Raw genomic sequence first — 17,428 nt, 5'->3', positions numbered from 1 at the left:
GGGAAGCAACGCTAAGTCACATACTAAAAAAGAGAGGCGAGGCAATTAAGTTTTAGCTCAACATGGCATTTTACAACTCGCCCTAGAGCTAAAGATCAAAAGGCTCTTCCATCAAGAATCCCATTCAAGAAAGGATCGGAAGCATTCCTTCCCTCTCTTCCTCCAAGCTCCTAAAAAAATAAGAGCCGGTAGTTCTTTGGAGCCTATGTTTATTGCTCTTCTGCCTGACGAAGTGCCTGCACGTAGATGGCTTTTTCCATCTTCTTGCGCTTCACTTCGGAGGGCTTAATGAAAGCCTGACGTCTTCTTAGCTCACGAACTGAACCAGTCTTGTCAAACTTCTTCTTGTAACGCTTCAACGCGCGCTCGATGTTATCACCCTCTTTGATTGGAACTATAATCATAGTCTACAATATTACTTTTATACTTCTATCTTATGTTGTTATTCTACTATCCTAAGTGCATAAGGGGTAGCGTCTTCTCAGGAGCCCCTCTCCATACACGCGACTGCAAAGGTAGATATAATTCCACAACCGACAAACATTTGCACCCTATTTTCTTAAGAAGAGAGGCCTCTTCCTCCTTTTTTACAGGCTTTTACTGGAATATATAGCGCAGAAGAAGCAGCACCGTAACAATAGCAAGCGTGAGGGAAATCTGACGCCATTGACCACTCAATAGCTTCACAAGGGTATAGCAAATCATCCCCAAAGCCATCCCCTCTGCGATGTTGTAGGTAAGCACCATCGTTATCATCGTAACGAATGCAGGTAGAGCTTCCGACACGTCTGTAAGATCAATCTTGGGTACAGCATCCAACATAAATACTCCCACCATGACCAAGGCCCCTGTGGTGGCCGCACTGGGCACTAATAAAAAGAGAGGAGCAAAAAAGAGAGCCAAGATGAAAAGAGCCGCCGTAGTAAAGGAAGTAAGCCCCGTGCGACCGCCCTCAGCGATCCCCGATGCACTCTCCACAAAAGTTGTAACCGTGGAGGTACCCAATGCAGCGCCCACGCTCGTAGCAAGAGCATCGGCCATCATTGCCTGCTTGATGTGGCGCACATTCCCCTTCTCATCCATCATCTCCGTTTTGGCAGCAGCCCCGATGAGGGTTCCCACCGTATTGAATATATCCATAAAGACAAGGGCAAAGATGGTGAGCGCCATGTCCATATTAAGGAGCGAACTGAAGTCAAATTTTAGGAAGGTAGGATCCAACGACTTGGGCATAGAGACCGGAATAAAACCATCGGGCAACTGAGTAACCCCCATAGGGATCCCTATAAGGGTGCAGATCAAGATTCCGTAAAAGAGGGCTCCACGCACCTTGAGGGCAATAAGTACACCACTTACTACAATCCCGATACAAGCCAAAATAGCCGTAGGAGTAAACTGCCCAAGGGTGACAAATGTAGCTTCGTTGGAGACGATTATACCTGCATTTTTCAGCCCGATAAAGGCAATAAACATACCAATCCCCGAAGAAATGGCATAGCGAAGATTGAGCGGGATACATTTTACAATCTGCTCTCGGATATTAAATGCCGTAAGAATGATAAAGATAATCCCCTCTACAAATACGGCAGCAAGAGCTGTTTCCCAACTATACCCCATCCCTTTTACGAGCGTAAAGGCAAAGAATGCATTGATACCCATACTCGGAGCTTGGGCAAAAGGCAGCTTAGCAAGGAAAGCAATCAGGATAGTACCAATGGCAGAAGCAAGTGCCGTAGCTGTAAATACAGCCCCTTGATCCATCCCCGCTTGACTTAAAATGTCGGGATTTACCGCCAAAATGTAACTCATTGTAAGGAAGGTGGTAAAACCAGCCATTAGCTCAGTGCGACGATTGTGCCGAGAGGGGTCGAAACCCAATAACTTGTAGAAATTCATCAATCCGTAGGTTTACAAAGTCTATTTACGGCTGCAAAAGTACGAAGTTCTGCCTAGTGCCAGCGCATTTTCTAGCCAAAATTCCCCCAAAAACTAGGCAAGGCGGGCGCATATTTTACCCTAAATAAAAAATGGGGAGGGCAAAGATAGTGCCCTCCCCGCGTAAGATTAAAATTAGAGAATTGCCTTAGAGTAAAGTACGACTAGTACTAGAAAGTAACAGAAGCCGCAACACCTAGAGAAGTAATATGCTGAGGATTAACAGCAAAACCGGTGAAGGAGGAGTTGCGAAATAGGTAACTATAATCAATATAAGCCTTCACCCCCAAAGCGGCTCCTGAGGACAAAATGTAATCATACTTGACAGCTTCTTGTAGGCCAATGCCCCACTTACTCTTCGCGAAGGGAGTGGCCGATCCCACACCAAAGGAAAAATTTGTAAGAACAGCTCCTACATTCTGAACCCAAGAGACACGCACCTTCCCCCTATTGTGCAAATAAAGCTTTGTGGTCAATCCTCCATAAAAACCCGAGAGAGCCGAGAGGCTTGAGGGGTCATTTTCTGCTCTACGAGTATATTCCGAGAGGGCAACATACAAGCCCAACCAGTCTCCTCCCTCTTTTGCAAAGTGAGGAAAAAGCGAATACTGCACTCGAAATCCATCCAACTGAGTATGCAATGCCGCAGTACGCCCAAGGCGATAATCTGAATATAAAATCCCCCGTTCATAAGAAACATCTACTACAGAGGTAAGCCATCTTGAGAGACCGCCACGCTGGTTCTTTCCCTTCGCCCCTGCTGCGTCTTGAGCAAAAAGGCTAGTAGTACTCAGCAAAAACACCCATGCAAATACAATACAAAAAGCTCTACTTTTCATCTTCATTTCTCACTAAAGCCTAGGCCGTTATAGGCCAGACAATAAAACTAATTTCTAATAACAATCAAGCGAACGTTCTCGAATGGGTAGCTTTTCTGGATGAATATCTTCCCGATCTGAGCGCGACGGACTAAAGTTAGAATTAAAAATTGAACTGACAAAAATTACAAATCCACAAAGTAGGGAAATAGGGAAAACACGGCACAATGGAAAGATGTATTTCTCCTAGCCTAAACCCCCAGTAACTCTCCCGAAATCTACCCGAATAGGCAAGGCTAATCCCATAGAAGGGAAAGGAAATTTTTCTTCAAACCCATCTCCTATTCTACGCTTAGCTTCCTACGAATACAAGGTCTACTTTCGCCCTTAAAGCGGACAGGTCAAAGTCAAAAAGAAAGGAATCTAGATATTTTTCTTACCAAACGCTTGCACATATCAAATTTTATCGTACATTTGCACCGTGGTTTATTCATAATAGTATTGGATTTAGGTTTAACAAGACGAAAGGACCCCGCTGGGAAGCAGGGTTCTTTTTTTATGTAAAGTTGGAAGTAGAATGCCCTAAATCTCCTAAGAGACAAAGCAATAGAACAGCAAAGGGATTCTCGGAAGTCCCTCTAGAAGCAGAGAAGACCCTTTCCCTATCTCTCTATAATAAAAGGGAATACGCCCTCATCAGTACGTAAAAAGTAGCTCCCAACAGGTAGGTGAGATAGGGGCAACTTTAGGCTCCCCGAGGCTCCCGTCAACTCTTTTTGTACACACTCTCCCGATGCATTATAGAGGTATAGCCAAGTATTTGGAGATAGATTTTCTACCAAAAGATACTCTCCGGCAGGATTCGGGTAGAGAAAAATAGATTGTTGTGGTGTAGGCTCTAGAGCCATAGGCGAGCCCTCAAAATCTTCTGTAATCTCCCTCCCTTGGGCATCTACACCGGTAACGACGCGCACTTCCCATCCGGAAGTACGCACCCTGTCAACGAGGCTTTTAGGACAGACGTTAGACTCTGGCACCTCTGCTCGAGTAGTAAAAGGAGTAAAAACTCTCGGGGACTGCTCAGGGCTACTCTTAACCAAACGCTCAACAAGTTGCTCCATGCGCTCCAAAGACAATCTATTGCCATAGCAAGAGAGCTTCTGCATATTCGCTCTATCACTCAAGAGGATAGCGGATAGCTGATTGCGGTCGCACTGCAATTCTTTGAGCCAAAGGGACGTCAGATCAAGCTCCGTTAGTGCATTGCGCCCACAACGCAAGACCTCTAGATTTTCGCAACGATTGACACTGAGATGGGTCAATTGATTGTTGCTACAGTCGACCTTATTGATATAGGTAAAGCCGCTCAAATCGAGAGAAGAAATGCCCAGACCAAAGCAATAAAGAGAGCGCAACCGCCCATGGGGTAGCTTGTTTTCGTCAAAATCGCGAAGAGGGTTATCCCCAATGGAGAGGTGCAGTAAAGAGCGAAGAGGGCGAAGGTCTCCCATAGATTTCAGCTTATTCCCATGGATGTAGAGCATCTCTAATTTGGGGAACTTGCTGCAATCAAACTCCTCTAGCCCCAAGCGATCGCACGTAAGTTGGAGCAAGGGCAGGGAGCTATAGGCGTAGAGATTGAAGTCTTGGTCAAAGGGATTCCCCCCTATCCCTAGGGCTGCGACTTTAGGATTTGCCGAGAGATCCAACTTCTTTAGCTTCAGATCCGAAGCCGAGAGCGAAGTGAGATTGGGCAGCCCCGATAAATCTAACTCGGCTATGGGATTGGCGTCACAGAAGAGATAAGTAAGGCTGGTGTTCTTAGAAACATCAAGGGAGGTAATGTCATTGCCCGCACAGTTGAGCGTAAGAAGACGAGGCACCCCCTGTAGATCAAGAGCCGTTACCTTAGGGGTATTCTCGCCCTTCGCTCTGTATGGGATGAAGAATTCTCGCAGAGAACCCACTAGAGAAAAAGACGTAGTGCCCGAGGGCAACTCCAACGAAACCGCTTGCTTACGATTCTTTATCTCTCCTAACGAGAGTGTGCCCGAGGAGGGAGACTCAAGGGAGACTTGGTCCCCTTCGGAGATAGAAAAGTAAACTTTTTGATTCCCTTCTAGGGGTTGAGGGGATAGTGTTACAACGATCCGATCCGTAGCTCGTGGGGCCGAGGGTTGCCCCCAAAGGGGGAATAAAAAAACAAAGGATAGCGCGCAAAGCAAGGCAAAGCGCACTACCCAGGTGTAGCATTTGTTCATTATTTGTTTGTGAGTTAAGGGTGAGAATTAGCTCTCTAGCATGGGAGATGAGGGCTGAACGAAGTCTACAAAACAGAGTGAGGCAAGTGCCGTTCCATAGCGTTTTGTGATGGTTATACCCTCTGTGAGGAAGGTAAGCTCGCCAAGGTAGTACTGGCTGTAGGTTTTCTGATGCAGGTCGTTAATCACGCGAATAAGACGAGACTCAAGTTCCTCAATGCGGTAGCGTCCGTTTACCTCGCATACAAGACCTCCCACTTTCTCATCAAAGTTTTCGTCTTTGTACATCCAAGCGTAGACAATTCCTGCCGATACAAACTCATCTTGATAGCCATGCGAAACGGACATAATCGTCTTCATTTCTGAGCCAAAGGGGGGCATGTCCACTTCGTCCATGGTGGCAAGGCGAGCCGTTGCAGGTAGCACGGACGAATAAGTCATGATATTATAGTCGGAGATACCGGCATCGTAGAGAGCCATGTGGTAGCTACCGGCGTGGAGTTCGAGATCACTCTCTCCGCTCCCCTTGGTCACAAAAAAGGTGTTGGGGATGATGTTTCCAAAGATATTGCTCATTCTTCTTTTTCTTCTTCTCAGGGTTACTTACAATCTTTCTGGGTGCAAATGTACAACTTTTTCTAGGCTGTTAGCGACGACTACGCACTACGGTAATGAGACTATCGGCCCGCGCTAGAGCTTCGGGGTCTTGGGCATCTATGTTATACTCCTCTGGGCGAGGCACTCTCAGGGTTGTACCGATGGGTACATTATCGGGATTGGAGATTTTCTCTTCGTTGGCAAGATAGATATAAATCCAAAACTTCTTATTACCGTAATGCTCTCGGGCGTAATCGGCTAGGCGATCCCCCTTTTTGATCGTGATGTAGACCTCTTCAATCACTTCGGGTACTGGGGCAACTACCACCGAATCTGTGGGGGTAGAATCTGTACGATGAGGGGCGGCAGCCGTTTTTTCTCGACTGGGTTTAGACGAGGAGCGGGAAAGAAACCTCGCTCCCACAAAGTAGCCCCCTACAAGGAGTGGGCACAACAAGGGGAGAACAATCCAAAGCCATACCTTACGCCGCGAGTGGGGATGGCGAGGGATAGGGGGGGTAGGCTTCTCGGATGCGCAGCACGCCTCATCCTCTTCTTTAGGTAAAGGCTCCATAGACTCCTCCTCCGGGAGAGAGGGTAGCTCGGGAGGAAAAGTCGGCAAGGAGGGGAGCTCAACCTCCTCTTCTTGCTGTGACAAAAGATCGTCTGTGGGTAAAAGCGGTTCCCCACTCTCCTCCTTAGACGCGATCTCCTCTTCCTCCAAAAGGTTGGGAGATGGAGCGGATTCCTCAACCACCTCGGCTGGGAAAGCCTGACAGACAGAATATACTGGAATTTTTGTAAGCTCCTCTTCCTGCTCAATAGCACGCTGAGGCAAGTCGTCAAAAGCTTTGTCTTGAGGCAACGCAATGGGAGAAAACGCATCAAAAGGCTTATTGATACTCTGGAGAAGTCGCTCAGAGGGCGTAAATGTAAAAGCCAGCTCCTCTTTAGCCTCGCCCTCAAATAGTCCAATCCCCTCCCAAAGAAAAGCATTACCGCTGTGCAAATGGTGCAACATCTGCTCGGTGAGAGCTTGATAAAAAGCATGTACACTCTTGGGGGATAAAGGGGAAGACTCTTGCAGTATCTCCTCGAGGTCATCGGGGGCAGCACTTGAGGCTAGACCGGTCTCAAGGTGCAATCGGGGAGGAACGAGAAGCCGACTCCCAGAAGGCAAAAGAGCGACGTACTCCATTTCTTTACGCACGTGCCACGCCACAACCCCCGCTACAGAAACGGGAATGGCGGATGCAAGCCGATCCGAAACTATGCGCCCCAGAAGGCTCCACAGCTCTTCGCAACTCTCGTATTGCAACTCCGATCGCTCGGCAAGTTGACTAATCCATTGTAGGGTCTCTATCATAACTATCGGGACAATGGGGCTTGCGCCAATAAATCAAAGCCATCTACTCCTACGATAGGTAGGGGGTAATAATGCCCAACACGGAGAGAATGGGCTTGCTCTACAGGGATAAGCACCTCGGGATCCACCTCAGGAGAATCGTATTGCGTGCGCCCCACAACAAACTCCTCCTCCCTGCGGTCTATAAGCACCTCCTGAGTAGTCCCCACCAAGCTACGGCTATACGCCTCGGCAATAGGCTCCTGCAGTGCCATAAGTTGCTCCAGACGCTCCATTTTCACCTCCTCGGGTATCTCGTCTTGATAGTGTTTATAAGCATAAGTACCAACCTCGTGGCTATAGGCAAAGGCGCCCATGCGCTCAAATTGCCTGCGCTCTATAAACTCGCATAGGGCTCGAAAGTCTTGTTCCGTCTCCCCGGGATGCCCCACAATCAACGTGGTACGCAACGCAATCCCCGGCACTTCTTTACGAATCTCATCAAGGAGCCGCTCTGTCTCGAGCTGGGTGATATTGCGACGCATCTTTTGGAGCATATTGTCGGTTGCATGCTGCAGCGCAATATCCAAGTACTTACAGATATTATCTCGTTCCCTCATTATGGGGAGAATCTCTCGGGGGAACTGCGTAGGATAGGCATAGTGTAAACGAAGGCGACGCACCCCCGGGAGATCCGAAAGTCGCTCCAAAAGGGGAGCCAATAGCACCTTGCCTCCAAGATCCCGGCCGTACGAAGTAAGGTCTTGTGCGATCAATTGAAATTCGCTACAGCCCTCGTCTACAAGCGTTTTCACTTCATCTACAAGAGACTCTATGGTACGCGATTTTTGCCGCCCCGTGATAAGAGGGATAGCGCAGTAGGAGCAACCCCTATCACACCCCTCCGAAATCTTCACATAGGCGTAGTGTTTGGGGGTGGTTAGGAGGCGTGCCGTATCCGTCTCGGGAGCGAAGGAAGGGCCTAGGTCGGCCACTAGATTTTTCCAATCGAACTTGCCGTAGAGAGCATCGATCTCGGGGATTTCGGCCTTAAGGTCACCACGGAATCGCTCACTCAAGCAACCCATTACAATCAATTTGCCAATGCGCCCCTCTTCTTTAGCACGCACAAAAGCGAGTATCGTATTGATAGATTCCTCTTGAGCTGCACCAATGAAGCCGCAGGTATTGATCACGACAATCTCCCCCGTTATGCGCTTGGGATCATGGCGCACCGAGTAGCCTGCCGCCGCAAAACGCCGCATCAAGAGCTCCGAATCCACAAGATTTTTGGAGCAACCGAGCGTAATTACGTTTACTTCGTTTCTTCTCATTCGCCAAAGAGCGAAGCTACAAACTCATGCTTACGGAAGACCTGGAGGTCTTCGATTTTCTCCCCTAAGCCAATATACTTTACAGGGATATTGAACTGATCAGAAATCCCAATCACTACCCCGCCCTTAGCCGTACCGTCAAGTTTGGTCACGGCAAGAGCATTAACCTCGGTAGCCGCGGTAAACTGGCGTGCTTGCTCAAAAGCATTCTGCCCCGTGGAGCCATCGAGTACCAACAATACCTCCTGAGGGGCATCGGGTACTACCTTCTGCATCACACGCTTTATCTTGGTAAGCTCATTCATCAGCCCCACTTTGTTGTGGAGACGACCGGCTGTATCAATCAACACAACGTCGGCATCTTGTGCCACGGCACTAGCCACCGTATCATAGGCCACACTAGCAGGGTCTGCCCCCATTTTCTGTTTGATCATGGGTACATCCACACGCTCTGCCCAAACGCTTAATTGGTCAATAGCAGCAGCGCGGAAGGTATCGGCAGCACCAATTACCACCTTGTGACCAGCCGCTTTGAACTGGTAAGCGAGCTTGCCGATTGTCGTGGTTTTGCCTACTCCATTGACCCCTACCACCATTATTACGTAGGGCTTACTCTCTGTCGGCAGTACAAAACTATCTCCGTCTATGGTGCCGCTCTCGGTAAGTAGAGCCTCTATCTCGCTACGCAAGATACCGTTAAGTTCGGCGGTAGACACATACTTATCGCGAGCTACTCGCTCCTCTATACGCTTGATAATCTTGAGGGTGGTATCTACCCCAACATCGCTGGAGATAAGCACATCTTCGAGGTTGTCGAGTACTTCGTCATCAACCTTGCTCTTACCTGCGAGTGCACGAGAGATCTTACCAAGCACCGAGTCTTTGGTCTTCTCAAGCCCTGTATCGAGTGTCTCTTTTTTCTTCTTAGAAAAGATTCCGAATAATCCCATATCTATCTAAATTTCTCTCTACTAAAACTGTCTTCCGGCGTCAATCCATTCGCTCTTTGTAGTCCTGATAGCCGAAACGGCGTAGTAGCACCTCTTCGCCATTAGACTTTTGTAACACGAGGTCGGGATGCGCTACTCCATTAAACATATGGGTCTTAACCGTTGTGTAATGGATCATATCCTCAAAGATAAGAGTATCTCCCACCTCCAAAGGCTTATCGAAACTCCAGTCTCCCAAGAAGTCGCCACTTAGGCAACTATTGCCCCCGAGTCGATAGGTAGGTAGCCCCTCCACAGGGTCGTGGTGCGCACCTCGTATCACGGGTTTGTAGGGCATCTCCAAGCAATCCGGCATATGGCAGGTAAACGAAACATCGAGAATTGCCGTTTTAATACCATCGTGCTCTACAATATCTAGCACATGACTTTCTAAGAAACCGGTCTGCCAAGCAAATGCCGACCCCGGCTCCATGATAAGTTGTAGATGGGGGTGACGCTGACGGAAAGCCTTGAGTACGGCAATCAAATGAGGCACGTTGTACTCTTTGTGGGTCATAAGATGACCGCCACCTAGGTTAAGCCAACACGCTTCTGAGAGGGGCGAGGCAAAACGTTGCTCTATAATGGAGAGCAGTTTCTCTAGCTGGAAGCTATTCCCCTCGCACAAAACATGTACATGCAACCCCTCTATCCCCTCGGGGAGATGCAAGCCCAACTCCTCGGGCGAGAGCCCAAAACGCGAGCCGGGTAGAGCCGGATTATAAAGGTCCGTCTCCACAGGAGAGTAACCGGGGTTGATACGTAAGCCGTAAGAGACCTCCGAAGAGGGGGTACAGAACGCTCGGTACTGACTGAGGGAATTGAAGGTTATATGGCTACAACAACGTGTCCATTCTGCCCAATCTTGCGCCCGATAAGCCGGTGAGAAAGCATGTGCCTTACGCTCCAAGCCCTCATACCCCAGACGAGCTTCCCAGGGAGAACTGGCAGTACTACCAAAGCCGTATTCCCGAAAGATAGGGAAGAGCTTCCATAGGGCGAAGGCCTTAAAAGCGACAATAATCTCTACCTTGGCCTCGTCCGCCACCTTGCGAATAAGGCTCAAATTACGCCGAAGGAGCGGCTCCTCAACTACATAACGCGGATATACTTCCATGCTACAAAGATAGCTACTAATCTGCGACTAGCACCCTACGCCCCAGCGAGTATGCCGGCAACTCCCTTCAACAGGAGCGCGGCATCTCCGTTAGCAAAGGAGCACGCACAGGCCTAGTTCCTCCTTCATTCTCGCCAAATTCCGGCACGAAACCAGCCTGTAACAGATCGAATTCTGCCCTATATTTCTCTCCTTTTCTCAGCTTCCTTATACGTAACAGGCTATAAAAAGCCCCCTTCGCCTCTAGAGGCAAAGGGGGCAAAACAGGTTCTGCACATCCAAGACACGAAAGTGCATTCTCCGTAGAGAGAAACCTCAGAGCTTAATCATCATAGGTTTCTCCTTCATTTCTCAAACGAGTAAGACGTATATTCATCGTTACATCTTCGGGATTCTCCGGGTCGTAAGCAATCTTGGCTCCTGACTTTTGATTTTGCCCCTCTCCCTTCTTAAGCATAATGCGTAGCTTATCTCCTTCTTGGTACTTATGAGTAAAAACCGGGAAAACTATCGTCTGTGACCAAGTCTGAACCCCTCTCTCAAAAGGAAGAGAAGAGGAGGCAATTGTAGACCAAGAGCCATATTTTGATTTTTTCTGAAGCAGGACGACCACTGAAGTGGCACCGTCTGCATCAGACTTGAAGTTGAAACTTCCGGTAAACTCGTAGTAAGCCTCCCTGAGAATCTCAATCTCTTCGAAAGGAGAAAAGGTCGAAACCTTTACGTCCTTCTCATTTTTCAAGTATACCTCATCAGTGTTCCACTTCAAGGGCATCCCCTGATAGCTATTAAACTTTGAGATTTCAATAGGAATCTTCCGTTTAGAGGCAAGCACAAAGTGAATGGGCTTCTTTAGTCGGCGAATCTCTTTTAGATTAGAAAAAGGTACCCACTCTTGCCCCGTCCAAACATAGACAAGATTTGCATACACCTGCTGATCTCCACTCCCGGCAGTCTGCGTATTATACACCATCATTGCCTTCTTAGGGGAATGTATCGTATGGGTATCCTGCTTCCCTGTAAGAGCCACTTTCGGCAACAAAAAACCTTTCTTCCTCCCATCGGGAAGGTGAGAGACATCAAGGTCTAATGCAGAAGAATAGGGAGTGCGCGTACCCACACCAACGGCACTCTGCTCTTGCTGAGCTTGCGCTGGGATTACCACGGAGCTCAAACTCAAGGCAAGAAGGCTATAGTATAGTATATATTTGTATCTCATCACAAAATAATTGACTAAGAGAGTTTCTGAATCTTGATCACCTTAGAGGTATTAGACCCCCCGGCAGGGTTTATATTGGCTATCCAATCTGGATCCTTTCCACCTCTGTTATCACCAGGCTTATGACCCATTGTCCGTTTAACAACAGCACGGATTTTATCCCCTTTCTCAAACCTTACCACCATAGGAGAAATCACCATATGGCGGCTATTCAAGACTGTATTATTTCCCCAAGCAGAGACACAGCGAGCAATATTTCGCCACGGCCCTCCTGTCTGAGAAGACCTCCGTTGGATGATAAACTCTAGATTAGTACTTGCATTAAGAAGGTTACTTATATTGGGATTATAACCAATAATTCCAGATATCTCGTAATCCCCGGGATTTAAGATTTCAAAAGTATCCTCGGCGTCATTCAACCGGACATTATTCCCTGTATTAAGGGTGATATGGTCAATTTCATTCCCCTCATCATCTACACTCTTCTCAGAGTAAGTCAACGGCACCTCTTCATCGTAGTATAAAGAGGGATGGTTCTTTTTCGAAGCCACATTCTGAGCGTCTCCCTGTAGGATAAAGAAAACTTGGGGCAATAGCTCTCGAATCACAATATCAATATTGGTCATATCAAGCCACTTCTCCCCATCCCAAAAATAGAACATATCATGCTCGACCTGATTATCCCCTGTACCACGATCTTGCAAGTTATAAACAACCAATCCTACGGCAGGGCTGGGGATCGTTGTCTGGTCGTTCTTACCCGTAAGCTGCACACGAGGGAGCAACATCCCCTTCTTCCCATTAGCAGGGAGAGCAGAAACATCTACATCCAAAGCTGCAGAAGCATCGGGGGTCTTAGTAAAAACACCTACAGACTGGGCAAAACCTTTCCCAGAGAACGGAAGCATCATCAAAAGCGATGCAATCCAAAAGAGTCCACATCTTTTCATACACATAGTTCTATCTCTTCTATCTCTCTTCTCTTAAAGATTAAAGTCTAATAGCAGCGCACGAAACCCTCTTGCCACAGGATGATCGGCATCAGTCCCCGTATAGGGTTTTTCAATTCCATACCCCTGACTACTATTCTTGTAAGGAGACTGTATGACAAGACGTATCTTGTCTCCACTGGAAAGCCGGACAGCGACCGCATTGATCGTCGCTGTCTTCAAAAAGCCACCAGCATCAAAACCCCAAGCCGCACGCACCACCACAAGGTCTTCCCAAACAGCCGCTCTAGAAGCCTGTCTCTGAATTTTCAAATTGAGAAAGGCCCTTTTATGATAAGTAACTTCAGGTTCACTAGGAACTGGCTTCTCGACAATTTTTGTAGCAAACGGATTGTAGTGAACGAAGGCACTTACATCGTAGGTCCCTGTTACATTGACCCTAAAATTCTCATTATCTAATTTGGTAAATATATTCCCTCTATTGAGAACAGGCTCCTCCGTGAACTTGAGAGGGAGATCGATACCATTAACCTTTCCATGGCTATGAGGGGGGTTTAATTGCTGAGTTGTAAACTCCTGTTTGGTCTTCCCCTCAACATAAAACTCTCGCGGGATAACAGCTTCGTACACAAGTGGAGTGTATACCATACGCTCCCAGCGATCGCCCAGCCAATAGTAATAGTTATCGGCATAGACGTGCTTCCAAACGAAGTCATATGTGTCTTTCGTATTGTATACAAGCATTGCCTTGGCCTCCGTTCCCACAGTAATGGGAACAGTCCTTTTATCTCTTTGATTTTTAAGCTCTACACGAGGAGGGAGGAAGCCCTTCTTCGTAGAGCTTCCCGGGGTATCGGCTTTTACCTCCATTATAGCGGAGGGGTCTACAGGAGAATTCCCGGTATTGATCCCCACGCTGTTGGTATTCTGAGCAAGGAGGGAGAAGGCTAGAGACTGAAGCAATAGAATAACCGATAGCCTCGCCATTCCCCTCGAAGTGCAATTAAAAATAGTATTCTGACTCATGTTATGTTCCATCAAGATTAGGGTAACAACACTTTTGCAATTGTAGAAGTCTGGTTATTAACCACCTTCACCACATAAGTTCCAGGGAGAGGCAAAGAGTATTCCTTTCCCGAACGGGCAGGTATCTCAGCCTGTAGCACCAAGGCTCCTGTAGCATCGAAAACGAGAACCTTAGAGTCGAGAGCTGTAGTATTATCTACCAACACTCTCGTATCACCTAGCCCTACTACACGAATAGGCTCGGTGGCAGGAGAGAGACTATCTTCACCCTCAGTTACAAGATCGAAGCGATGCTTATCTAGAGACTTAGTAGTAACAAAGGTGTAAGAGCTGGTCTGCCCCACGGGGGTAAGCGTGCCCGTCACACGGTCTCTAAGGCATAGCGAAGGATAGCGACCCTGTAGCTCAGGACTAACACGGAATGAAAGCGTATAGGCCCCATCTTTGGGTGCTTCAAAACCGATTCGCAAGCCCTCAATCTGTGCAGAGGTTGCTACTTGTAGAGGACCTTCCGACGAGATCACATAGAGCTGCGGACGGCCTCCGACCAAGATCTTGCTACCATCCCATCCGTTATCGAAACCGGCAGTCGTACCCTCCTTGCGGAATACGAACAAGCGGTCTGCACCCTCATTAGATGCTACATCTATATGTAAGAACTCTCTCACATCCTCTTCGTCTCCGGCTCTAAGCTTCTCAGAAGCCTTCTCTTTTACGATTCCGGAGTAGGGCATCGTGAGGGAAGCCTTTACCGTTCTCTTATTACAGATCATAAAGCCTTGTAGAGAGGGGATCTCACGAGGCAGGTCCCCCGAACCGGCAAGATGTTTCGGAACAGAAAGGTAAGTTCCTGCCAAAGTTGAGCTCTCGTCTTGATTGTGTGCAAGCCACTCTATACGACTTCCCGTATTGTATAGAAAGACTGTCTTCTCTAGCCCCATGCCAAACTCTATTAAAGAGATGTCGTATGAAGCAGTATAACTATTGGCAAACGAATTGAACGCACCATACAAGACTCCCGGCACCTTGGCCGCAACCTCTAGGTCGTTGGGAGCCTCAAGGTTGAGTTTTCCTCTAAAGATATAGGTAGCCGGTACTGGTTGCGTTACTTCATACCCATGGAAGGGAGTCAAGACATCCCCAGGCTGTGTAGCCACCCACTTCTCGTCGTACTCATCGTTTTTACTTTGGTTATACTTGCGCACAATAGCAGACGAAGGGAAAGTTTTCTCCACAGCTCCATCCTTGATGGGTGTACCGAAGTATTGCCATTTGGCGTGCTGCTTATCAAAGTTTCCGTCGTAGCCCTTGGTATAAAACTCCACGGTGGCGAACAAATCTTTATTCCTCTCCGGAGCATCGAAAAACAGAGCTCCATTGGGTTCTCCGGGGATTGACTTTAGTCGGACACGGTAGGCAGGATCGGCATTCCCATAAGAGGTCTCAGTTGCCTTATCCACCTCGACCTTATCTTTTACGCGCAGAGAAGATCCGGCATTCACAACGACTCCCTTACCTGATTCACTCTTATTGATAAGCTCAGTAACAACGCGATCTTCCCCCTTTGCCACGTGCAAATCGCGCAAAGCGGGGTGCCCATCGTTATTGGTTTTGGTAGCAAACTCAACTTCCACCACCTTGTCGCCATCCGATTTCAGCGTCTTAGGCACATAGTTCCCGGTCCAGTTTTCGGCCTTAGACCACGTATTATCAGTACCACCATACCACAGGTTGTACTTTAGAGATAGGGTATTACTTCTATAGATAGGCTCTCTCTTTTCGTACTTATCCGCAATGCGAGTGTATAACTCTTCGTGGTCAAAGTGCCCATGACGCGTCTTGATATTCTGTTCCCCGGATACTGTAAAGGCTCCGGGAGTGCGCTCAAAACTATCGAAGTGGGGGAAGGCTTCCGTGCTCATTGCAACAAACAAACGCCCTCTCACGTTGCGAAGGAAACGAGTCCTCCCATTCACCACCTCATAGTCGACATCCTCCTTGAGGCGAGTATACCTATCGGTTGCGGCATCATCTTCGACATACCAAGTATACTTCGTGGTCTTTTGGGAAGAAGTCACGCCTTTTGCATGAAGCTCAGAGGAGAGATCAATCCAATCCTTCCCCACTGTAAGTTGGTCTTCCGTAAGCTTATAACGCTCCTGCAAATTGTAATGGTAAGCACTTGCCAGAGTGCCGTTGGGGAGCTCCGGAAGCGTAGAGATCTTGAATTTATTCACCCTCAGGTCTATGTTCCTATATGTATTTTGAGGAAGAACGAGGGAACCTGCAAATAGGTTCTTACTCAAATCCAAATCAACAAGATGGCTCAGGCCTGTCAAATCTATATTCTCCAAGAGGTTAGAGGAGGCATTGAGCTTCTCTAAATTCTTATTCTCCTTCACCTCCAGCGTCTTATAGTAATTGCTTGAGACGGAGAGGGTTTCAAGGGATTTATTGGACTTAAAGTCACTTCCCCCGTTGCCTGCTTTTCCCAATAAATTCTTATCCAAATAGAGGTGCCGCAGGATAGTGGCTGAACTCGTCTTGGCCTCCGTAACGGACTGATCTACCGCCTTTACCGTCCAAAGTCCATTCTCTCCGGTAATCTTAATGACCCTATTAGAAGGCACCTTGACAACAAATGTCTCCTCTTGATTGAGGTTTATCATCTGCCGATTCCCATTCCCGTTCCAGTCTATAAATACCACAGGGAACTGCGGGCGCCCCACCGTCTTATCAGGAGCCAAGGTAAAGGAAAAGTCCTGACCTCCAGCCTTAGTCGTCGTAAACTCCACTAACTGGGTAGCATTGTGAAAGTTGGGATAAGAGGCTCCCTGAGCCCTCACCTCAGCTACAAACAGCACCACGCTCAACAGGAGTAATATATATTTCTTCATAGAAGACAATACGCTATTTCGTTCTATTTCTTTATAAACCAAAGCCCATTACAGGAGTTTTTTCAGTCGAAGATCTTCACAGGAAGAGTTATCGTCATCTTGTAATGTCGCCCCCGTATAATCTTTCCATAATTGACATCATCGTACGGCTCATGCACCACTACATAGTATTCCTGCAGATTATTTGTAGCCTCCCAAGGGGTTTTTACCTCAACCCCAATATAGGTACGATTATTGACATCTGAGGGATCATGCTCCGGTAGGTAACAGGCTCCGATCTTACCTCCTCCCATATTAAAAGTCTTATAATTAGTGGAGGGGCTTGTATAGTAAGTCTTTACTCCTCCCAAAAAGAACGTGGGGGGGACATTCGCAATCCACACTTTCGTGACCTCCCTAGGATGTATCGCTCTAAGCTCCGGCTTCGAAGCGGAAGAAGTACGCTCGTCTAAAAAGCGGATCTTGTACGAAAGCTTGGCATAGGTGGGTGTGAGAGAAAGAGGGGAGGGGATCGCCTTTACCCCGTCACTAACGGATAGGGAGCCAACATATAGCTTTGGCTCTGTTTTGCCATCGGTACCAAAGTAATCTTCGGTATTAAACTCCTTCTGATTAAACTCTGTAGCCCGTAGTGTACTCAGGCTTTCTCGCTCTCCGGCAACAAAGAATAGAGTCTGCTTCTCGTTGCTCGGGAGCTTGAAATACACCTTGTCACTCAGGACGTCAAGTTCTTGGTTATAGTTCAGAACGGAGGATATCACACGTAATTTATCTATCTCACCCGCACGGAGATCCCCGTCCACAGACGAAGCCTTCACGGACGTAGTAAGGGCATCTTGGGGCTCCTTTGCATTACGATCTGCACAAGCTCCCAGGCTCCCCATTAGAGCCATTGCGACAAGCAGCCTTAGGGTAATCTTAGTATACTTACTCATAGGGA

14 protein-coding genes are annotated in these 17,428 nt (G+C 47.8%); all 14 read right to left on the bottom strand.

Annotated elements, in window-relative coordinates; all coding sequences use genetic code 11:
* Positions 1 to 209 precede the first annotated feature (209 nt).
* Complete coding sequence (gene rpsU / locus POREN0001_RS05430; protein ID WP_004333564.1) at positions 210 to 404, bottom strand: 30S ribosomal protein S21; 195 nt, start codon at positions 402 to 404, stop codon at positions 210 to 212.
* Positions 405 to 597: 193 nt separating this feature from the next.
* The gene (locus POREN0001_RS05425; RefSeq protein WP_004333718.1) at positions 598 to 1,896 is read right to left on the bottom strand and encodes an NCS2 family permease; all 1,299 of its coding nucleotides are present in this window, start codon (positions 1,894 to 1,896) and stop codon (positions 598 to 600) included.
* A gap of 209 nt (positions 1,897 to 2,105) precedes the next feature.
* Complete coding sequence (locus POREN0001_RS05420) at positions 2,106 to 2,780, bottom strand: hypothetical protein (RefSeq protein WP_115321298.1); 675 nt, start codon at positions 2,778 to 2,780, stop codon at positions 2,106 to 2,108.
* A 635-nt stretch (positions 2,781 to 3,415) separates the two neighbouring features.
* Positions 3,416 to 5,014: a T9SS type A sorting domain-containing protein gene (locus POREN0001_RS05415; protein WP_004333667.1), complete on the bottom strand. Its 1,599-nt coding sequence runs from the start codon at positions 5,012 to 5,014 to the stop codon at positions 3,416 to 3,418.
* Positions 5,015 to 5,041: 27 nt separating this feature from the next.
* On the bottom strand, positions 5,042 to 5,590 hold the full coding sequence (locus tag POREN0001_RS05410) for a pyruvoyl-dependent arginine decarboxylase (RefSeq protein ID WP_004333776.1): 549 nt from the start codon (positions 5,588 to 5,590) through the stop codon (positions 5,042 to 5,044).
* A 70-nt stretch (positions 5,591 to 5,660) separates the two neighbouring features.
* A complete protein-coding gene (locus POREN0001_RS05405) occupies positions 5,661 to 6,977 on the bottom strand; it encodes a LysM peptidoglycan-binding domain-containing protein (RefSeq protein WP_004333572.1) in 1,317 nt (438 codons plus the stop codon).
* 2 nt (positions 6,978 to 6,979) lie between these two features.
* Complete coding sequence (gene rimO, locus POREN0001_RS05400; protein ID WP_004333793.1) at positions 6,980 to 8,290, bottom strand: 30S ribosomal protein S12 methylthiotransferase RimO; 1,311 nt, start codon at positions 8,288 to 8,290, stop codon at positions 6,980 to 6,982.
* The gene (gene ftsY / locus POREN0001_RS05395; RefSeq protein WP_004333620.1) at positions 8,287 to 9,240 is read right to left on the bottom strand and encodes a signal recognition particle-docking protein FtsY; all 954 of its coding nucleotides are present in this window, start codon (positions 9,238 to 9,240) and stop codon (positions 8,287 to 8,289) included. The genes rimO and ftsY overlap by 4 nt, the downstream gene beginning before the upstream one ends.
* 40 nt (positions 9,241 to 9,280) lie before the next feature.
* Positions 9,281 to 10,396: a carboxynorspermidine decarboxylase gene (nspC, locus tag POREN0001_RS05390; RefSeq protein ID WP_004333500.1), complete on the bottom strand. Its 1,116-nt coding sequence runs from the start codon at positions 10,394 to 10,396 to the stop codon at positions 9,281 to 9,283.
* Positions 10,397 to 10,718: 322 nt separating this feature from the next.
* The gene (locus tag POREN0001_RS05385) at positions 10,719 to 11,615 is read right to left on the bottom strand and encodes a hypothetical protein (protein WP_004333672.1); all 897 of its coding nucleotides are present in this window, start codon (positions 11,613 to 11,615) and stop codon (positions 10,719 to 10,721) included.
* A gap of 14 nt (positions 11,616 to 11,629) precedes the next feature.
* On the bottom strand, positions 11,630 to 12,565 hold the full coding sequence (locus tag POREN0001_RS05380; RefSeq protein ID WP_040580789.1) for a hypothetical protein: 936 nt from the start codon (positions 12,563 to 12,565) through the stop codon (positions 11,630 to 11,632).
* A gap of 33 nt (positions 12,566 to 12,598) precedes the next feature.
* Positions 12,599 to 13,552: a hypothetical protein gene (locus POREN0001_RS05375; protein WP_040580788.1), complete on the bottom strand. Its 954-nt coding sequence runs from the start codon at positions 13,550 to 13,552 to the stop codon at positions 12,599 to 12,601.
* Positions 13,553 to 13,608: 56 nt separating this feature from the next.
* Positions 13,609 to 16,488 (bottom strand): VWA domain-containing protein, encoded by a 2,880-nt coding sequence (locus tag POREN0001_RS05370; protein ID WP_004333533.1) that lies wholly within the window; start codon positions 16,486 to 16,488, stop codon positions 13,609 to 13,611.
* A 62-nt stretch (positions 16,489 to 16,550) separates the two neighbouring features.
* Positions 16,551 to 17,423 carry a hypothetical protein gene (locus tag POREN0001_RS05365; protein ID WP_004333614.1) on the bottom strand — a complete coding sequence of 291 codons (873 nt, stop codon included), beginning with the start codon at positions 17,421 to 17,423 and terminating at the stop codon, positions 16,551 to 16,553.
* Positions 17,424 to 17,428: the final 5 nt, after the last annotated feature.

This window comes from Porphyromonas endodontalis ATCC 35406 (assembly GCF_000174815.1).
GTDB classification, from domain to species: Bacteria; Bacteroidota; Bacteroidia; order Bacteroidales; family Porphyromonadaceae; genus Porphyromonas; species Porphyromonas endodontalis.
Note: the sequence above shows the minus strand (reverse complement) of the source record. Positions and strands in the feature narration are given on the sequence as shown.

Excerpts from the sequence above, each read along its gene's own strand:
- POREN0001_RS05365 (WP_004333614.1), bottom strand. The coding sequence starts at position 17,423 with ATGAGTAAGTATACTAAGATTACCCTAAGGCTGCTTGTCGCAATGGCT.
- rpsU (WP_004333564.1), bottom strand. The coding sequence starts at position 404 with ATGATTATAGTTCCAATCAAAGAGGGTGATAACATCGAGCGCGCGTTG.
- POREN0001_RS05380 (WP_040580789.1), bottom strand. The coding sequence starts at position 12,565 with ATGAAAAGATGTGGACTCTTTTGGATTGCATCGCTTTTGATGATGCTT.
- nspC (WP_004333500.1), bottom strand. The coding sequence starts at position 10,396 with ATGGAAGTATATCCGCGTTATGTAGTTGAGGAGCCGCTCCTTCGGCGT.
- POREN0001_RS05425 (WP_004333718.1), bottom strand. The coding sequence starts at position 1,896 with ATGAATTTCTACAAGTTATTGGGTTTCGACCCCTCTCGGCACAATCGT.
- POREN0001_RS05385 (WP_004333672.1), bottom strand. The coding sequence starts at position 11,615 with ATGAGATACAAATATATACTATACTATAGCCTTCTTGCCTTGAGTTTG.
- POREN0001_RS05420 (WP_115321298.1), bottom strand. The coding sequence starts at position 2,780 with ATGAAGATGAAAAGTAGAGCTTTTTGTATTGTATTTGCATGGGTGTTT.
- POREN0001_RS05415 (WP_004333667.1), bottom strand. The coding sequence starts at position 5,014 with ATGAACAAATGCTACACCTGGGTAGTGCGCTTTGCCTTGCTTTGCGCG.
- POREN0001_RS05405 (WP_004333572.1), bottom strand. The coding sequence starts at position 6,977 with ATGATAGAGACCCTACAATGGATTAGTCAACTTGCCGAGCGATCGGAG.
- ftsY (WP_004333620.1), bottom strand. The coding sequence starts at position 9,240 with ATGGGATTATTCGGAATCTTTTCTAAGAAGAAAAAAGAGACACTCGAT.
- POREN0001_RS05410 (WP_004333776.1), bottom strand. The coding sequence starts at position 5,590 with ATGAGCAATATCTTTGGAAACATCATCCCCAACACCTTTTTTGTGACC.
- rimO (WP_004333793.1), bottom strand. The coding sequence starts at position 8,290 with ATGAGAAGAAACGAAGTAAACGTAATTACGCTCGGTTGCTCCAAAAAT.
- POREN0001_RS05370 (WP_004333533.1), bottom strand. The coding sequence starts at position 16,488 with ATGAAGAAATATATATTACTCCTGTTGAGCGTGGTGCTGTTTGTAGCT.
- POREN0001_RS05375 (WP_040580788.1), bottom strand. The coding sequence starts at position 13,552 with ATGGCGAGGCTATCGGTTATTCTATTGCTTCAGTCTCTAGCCTTCTCC.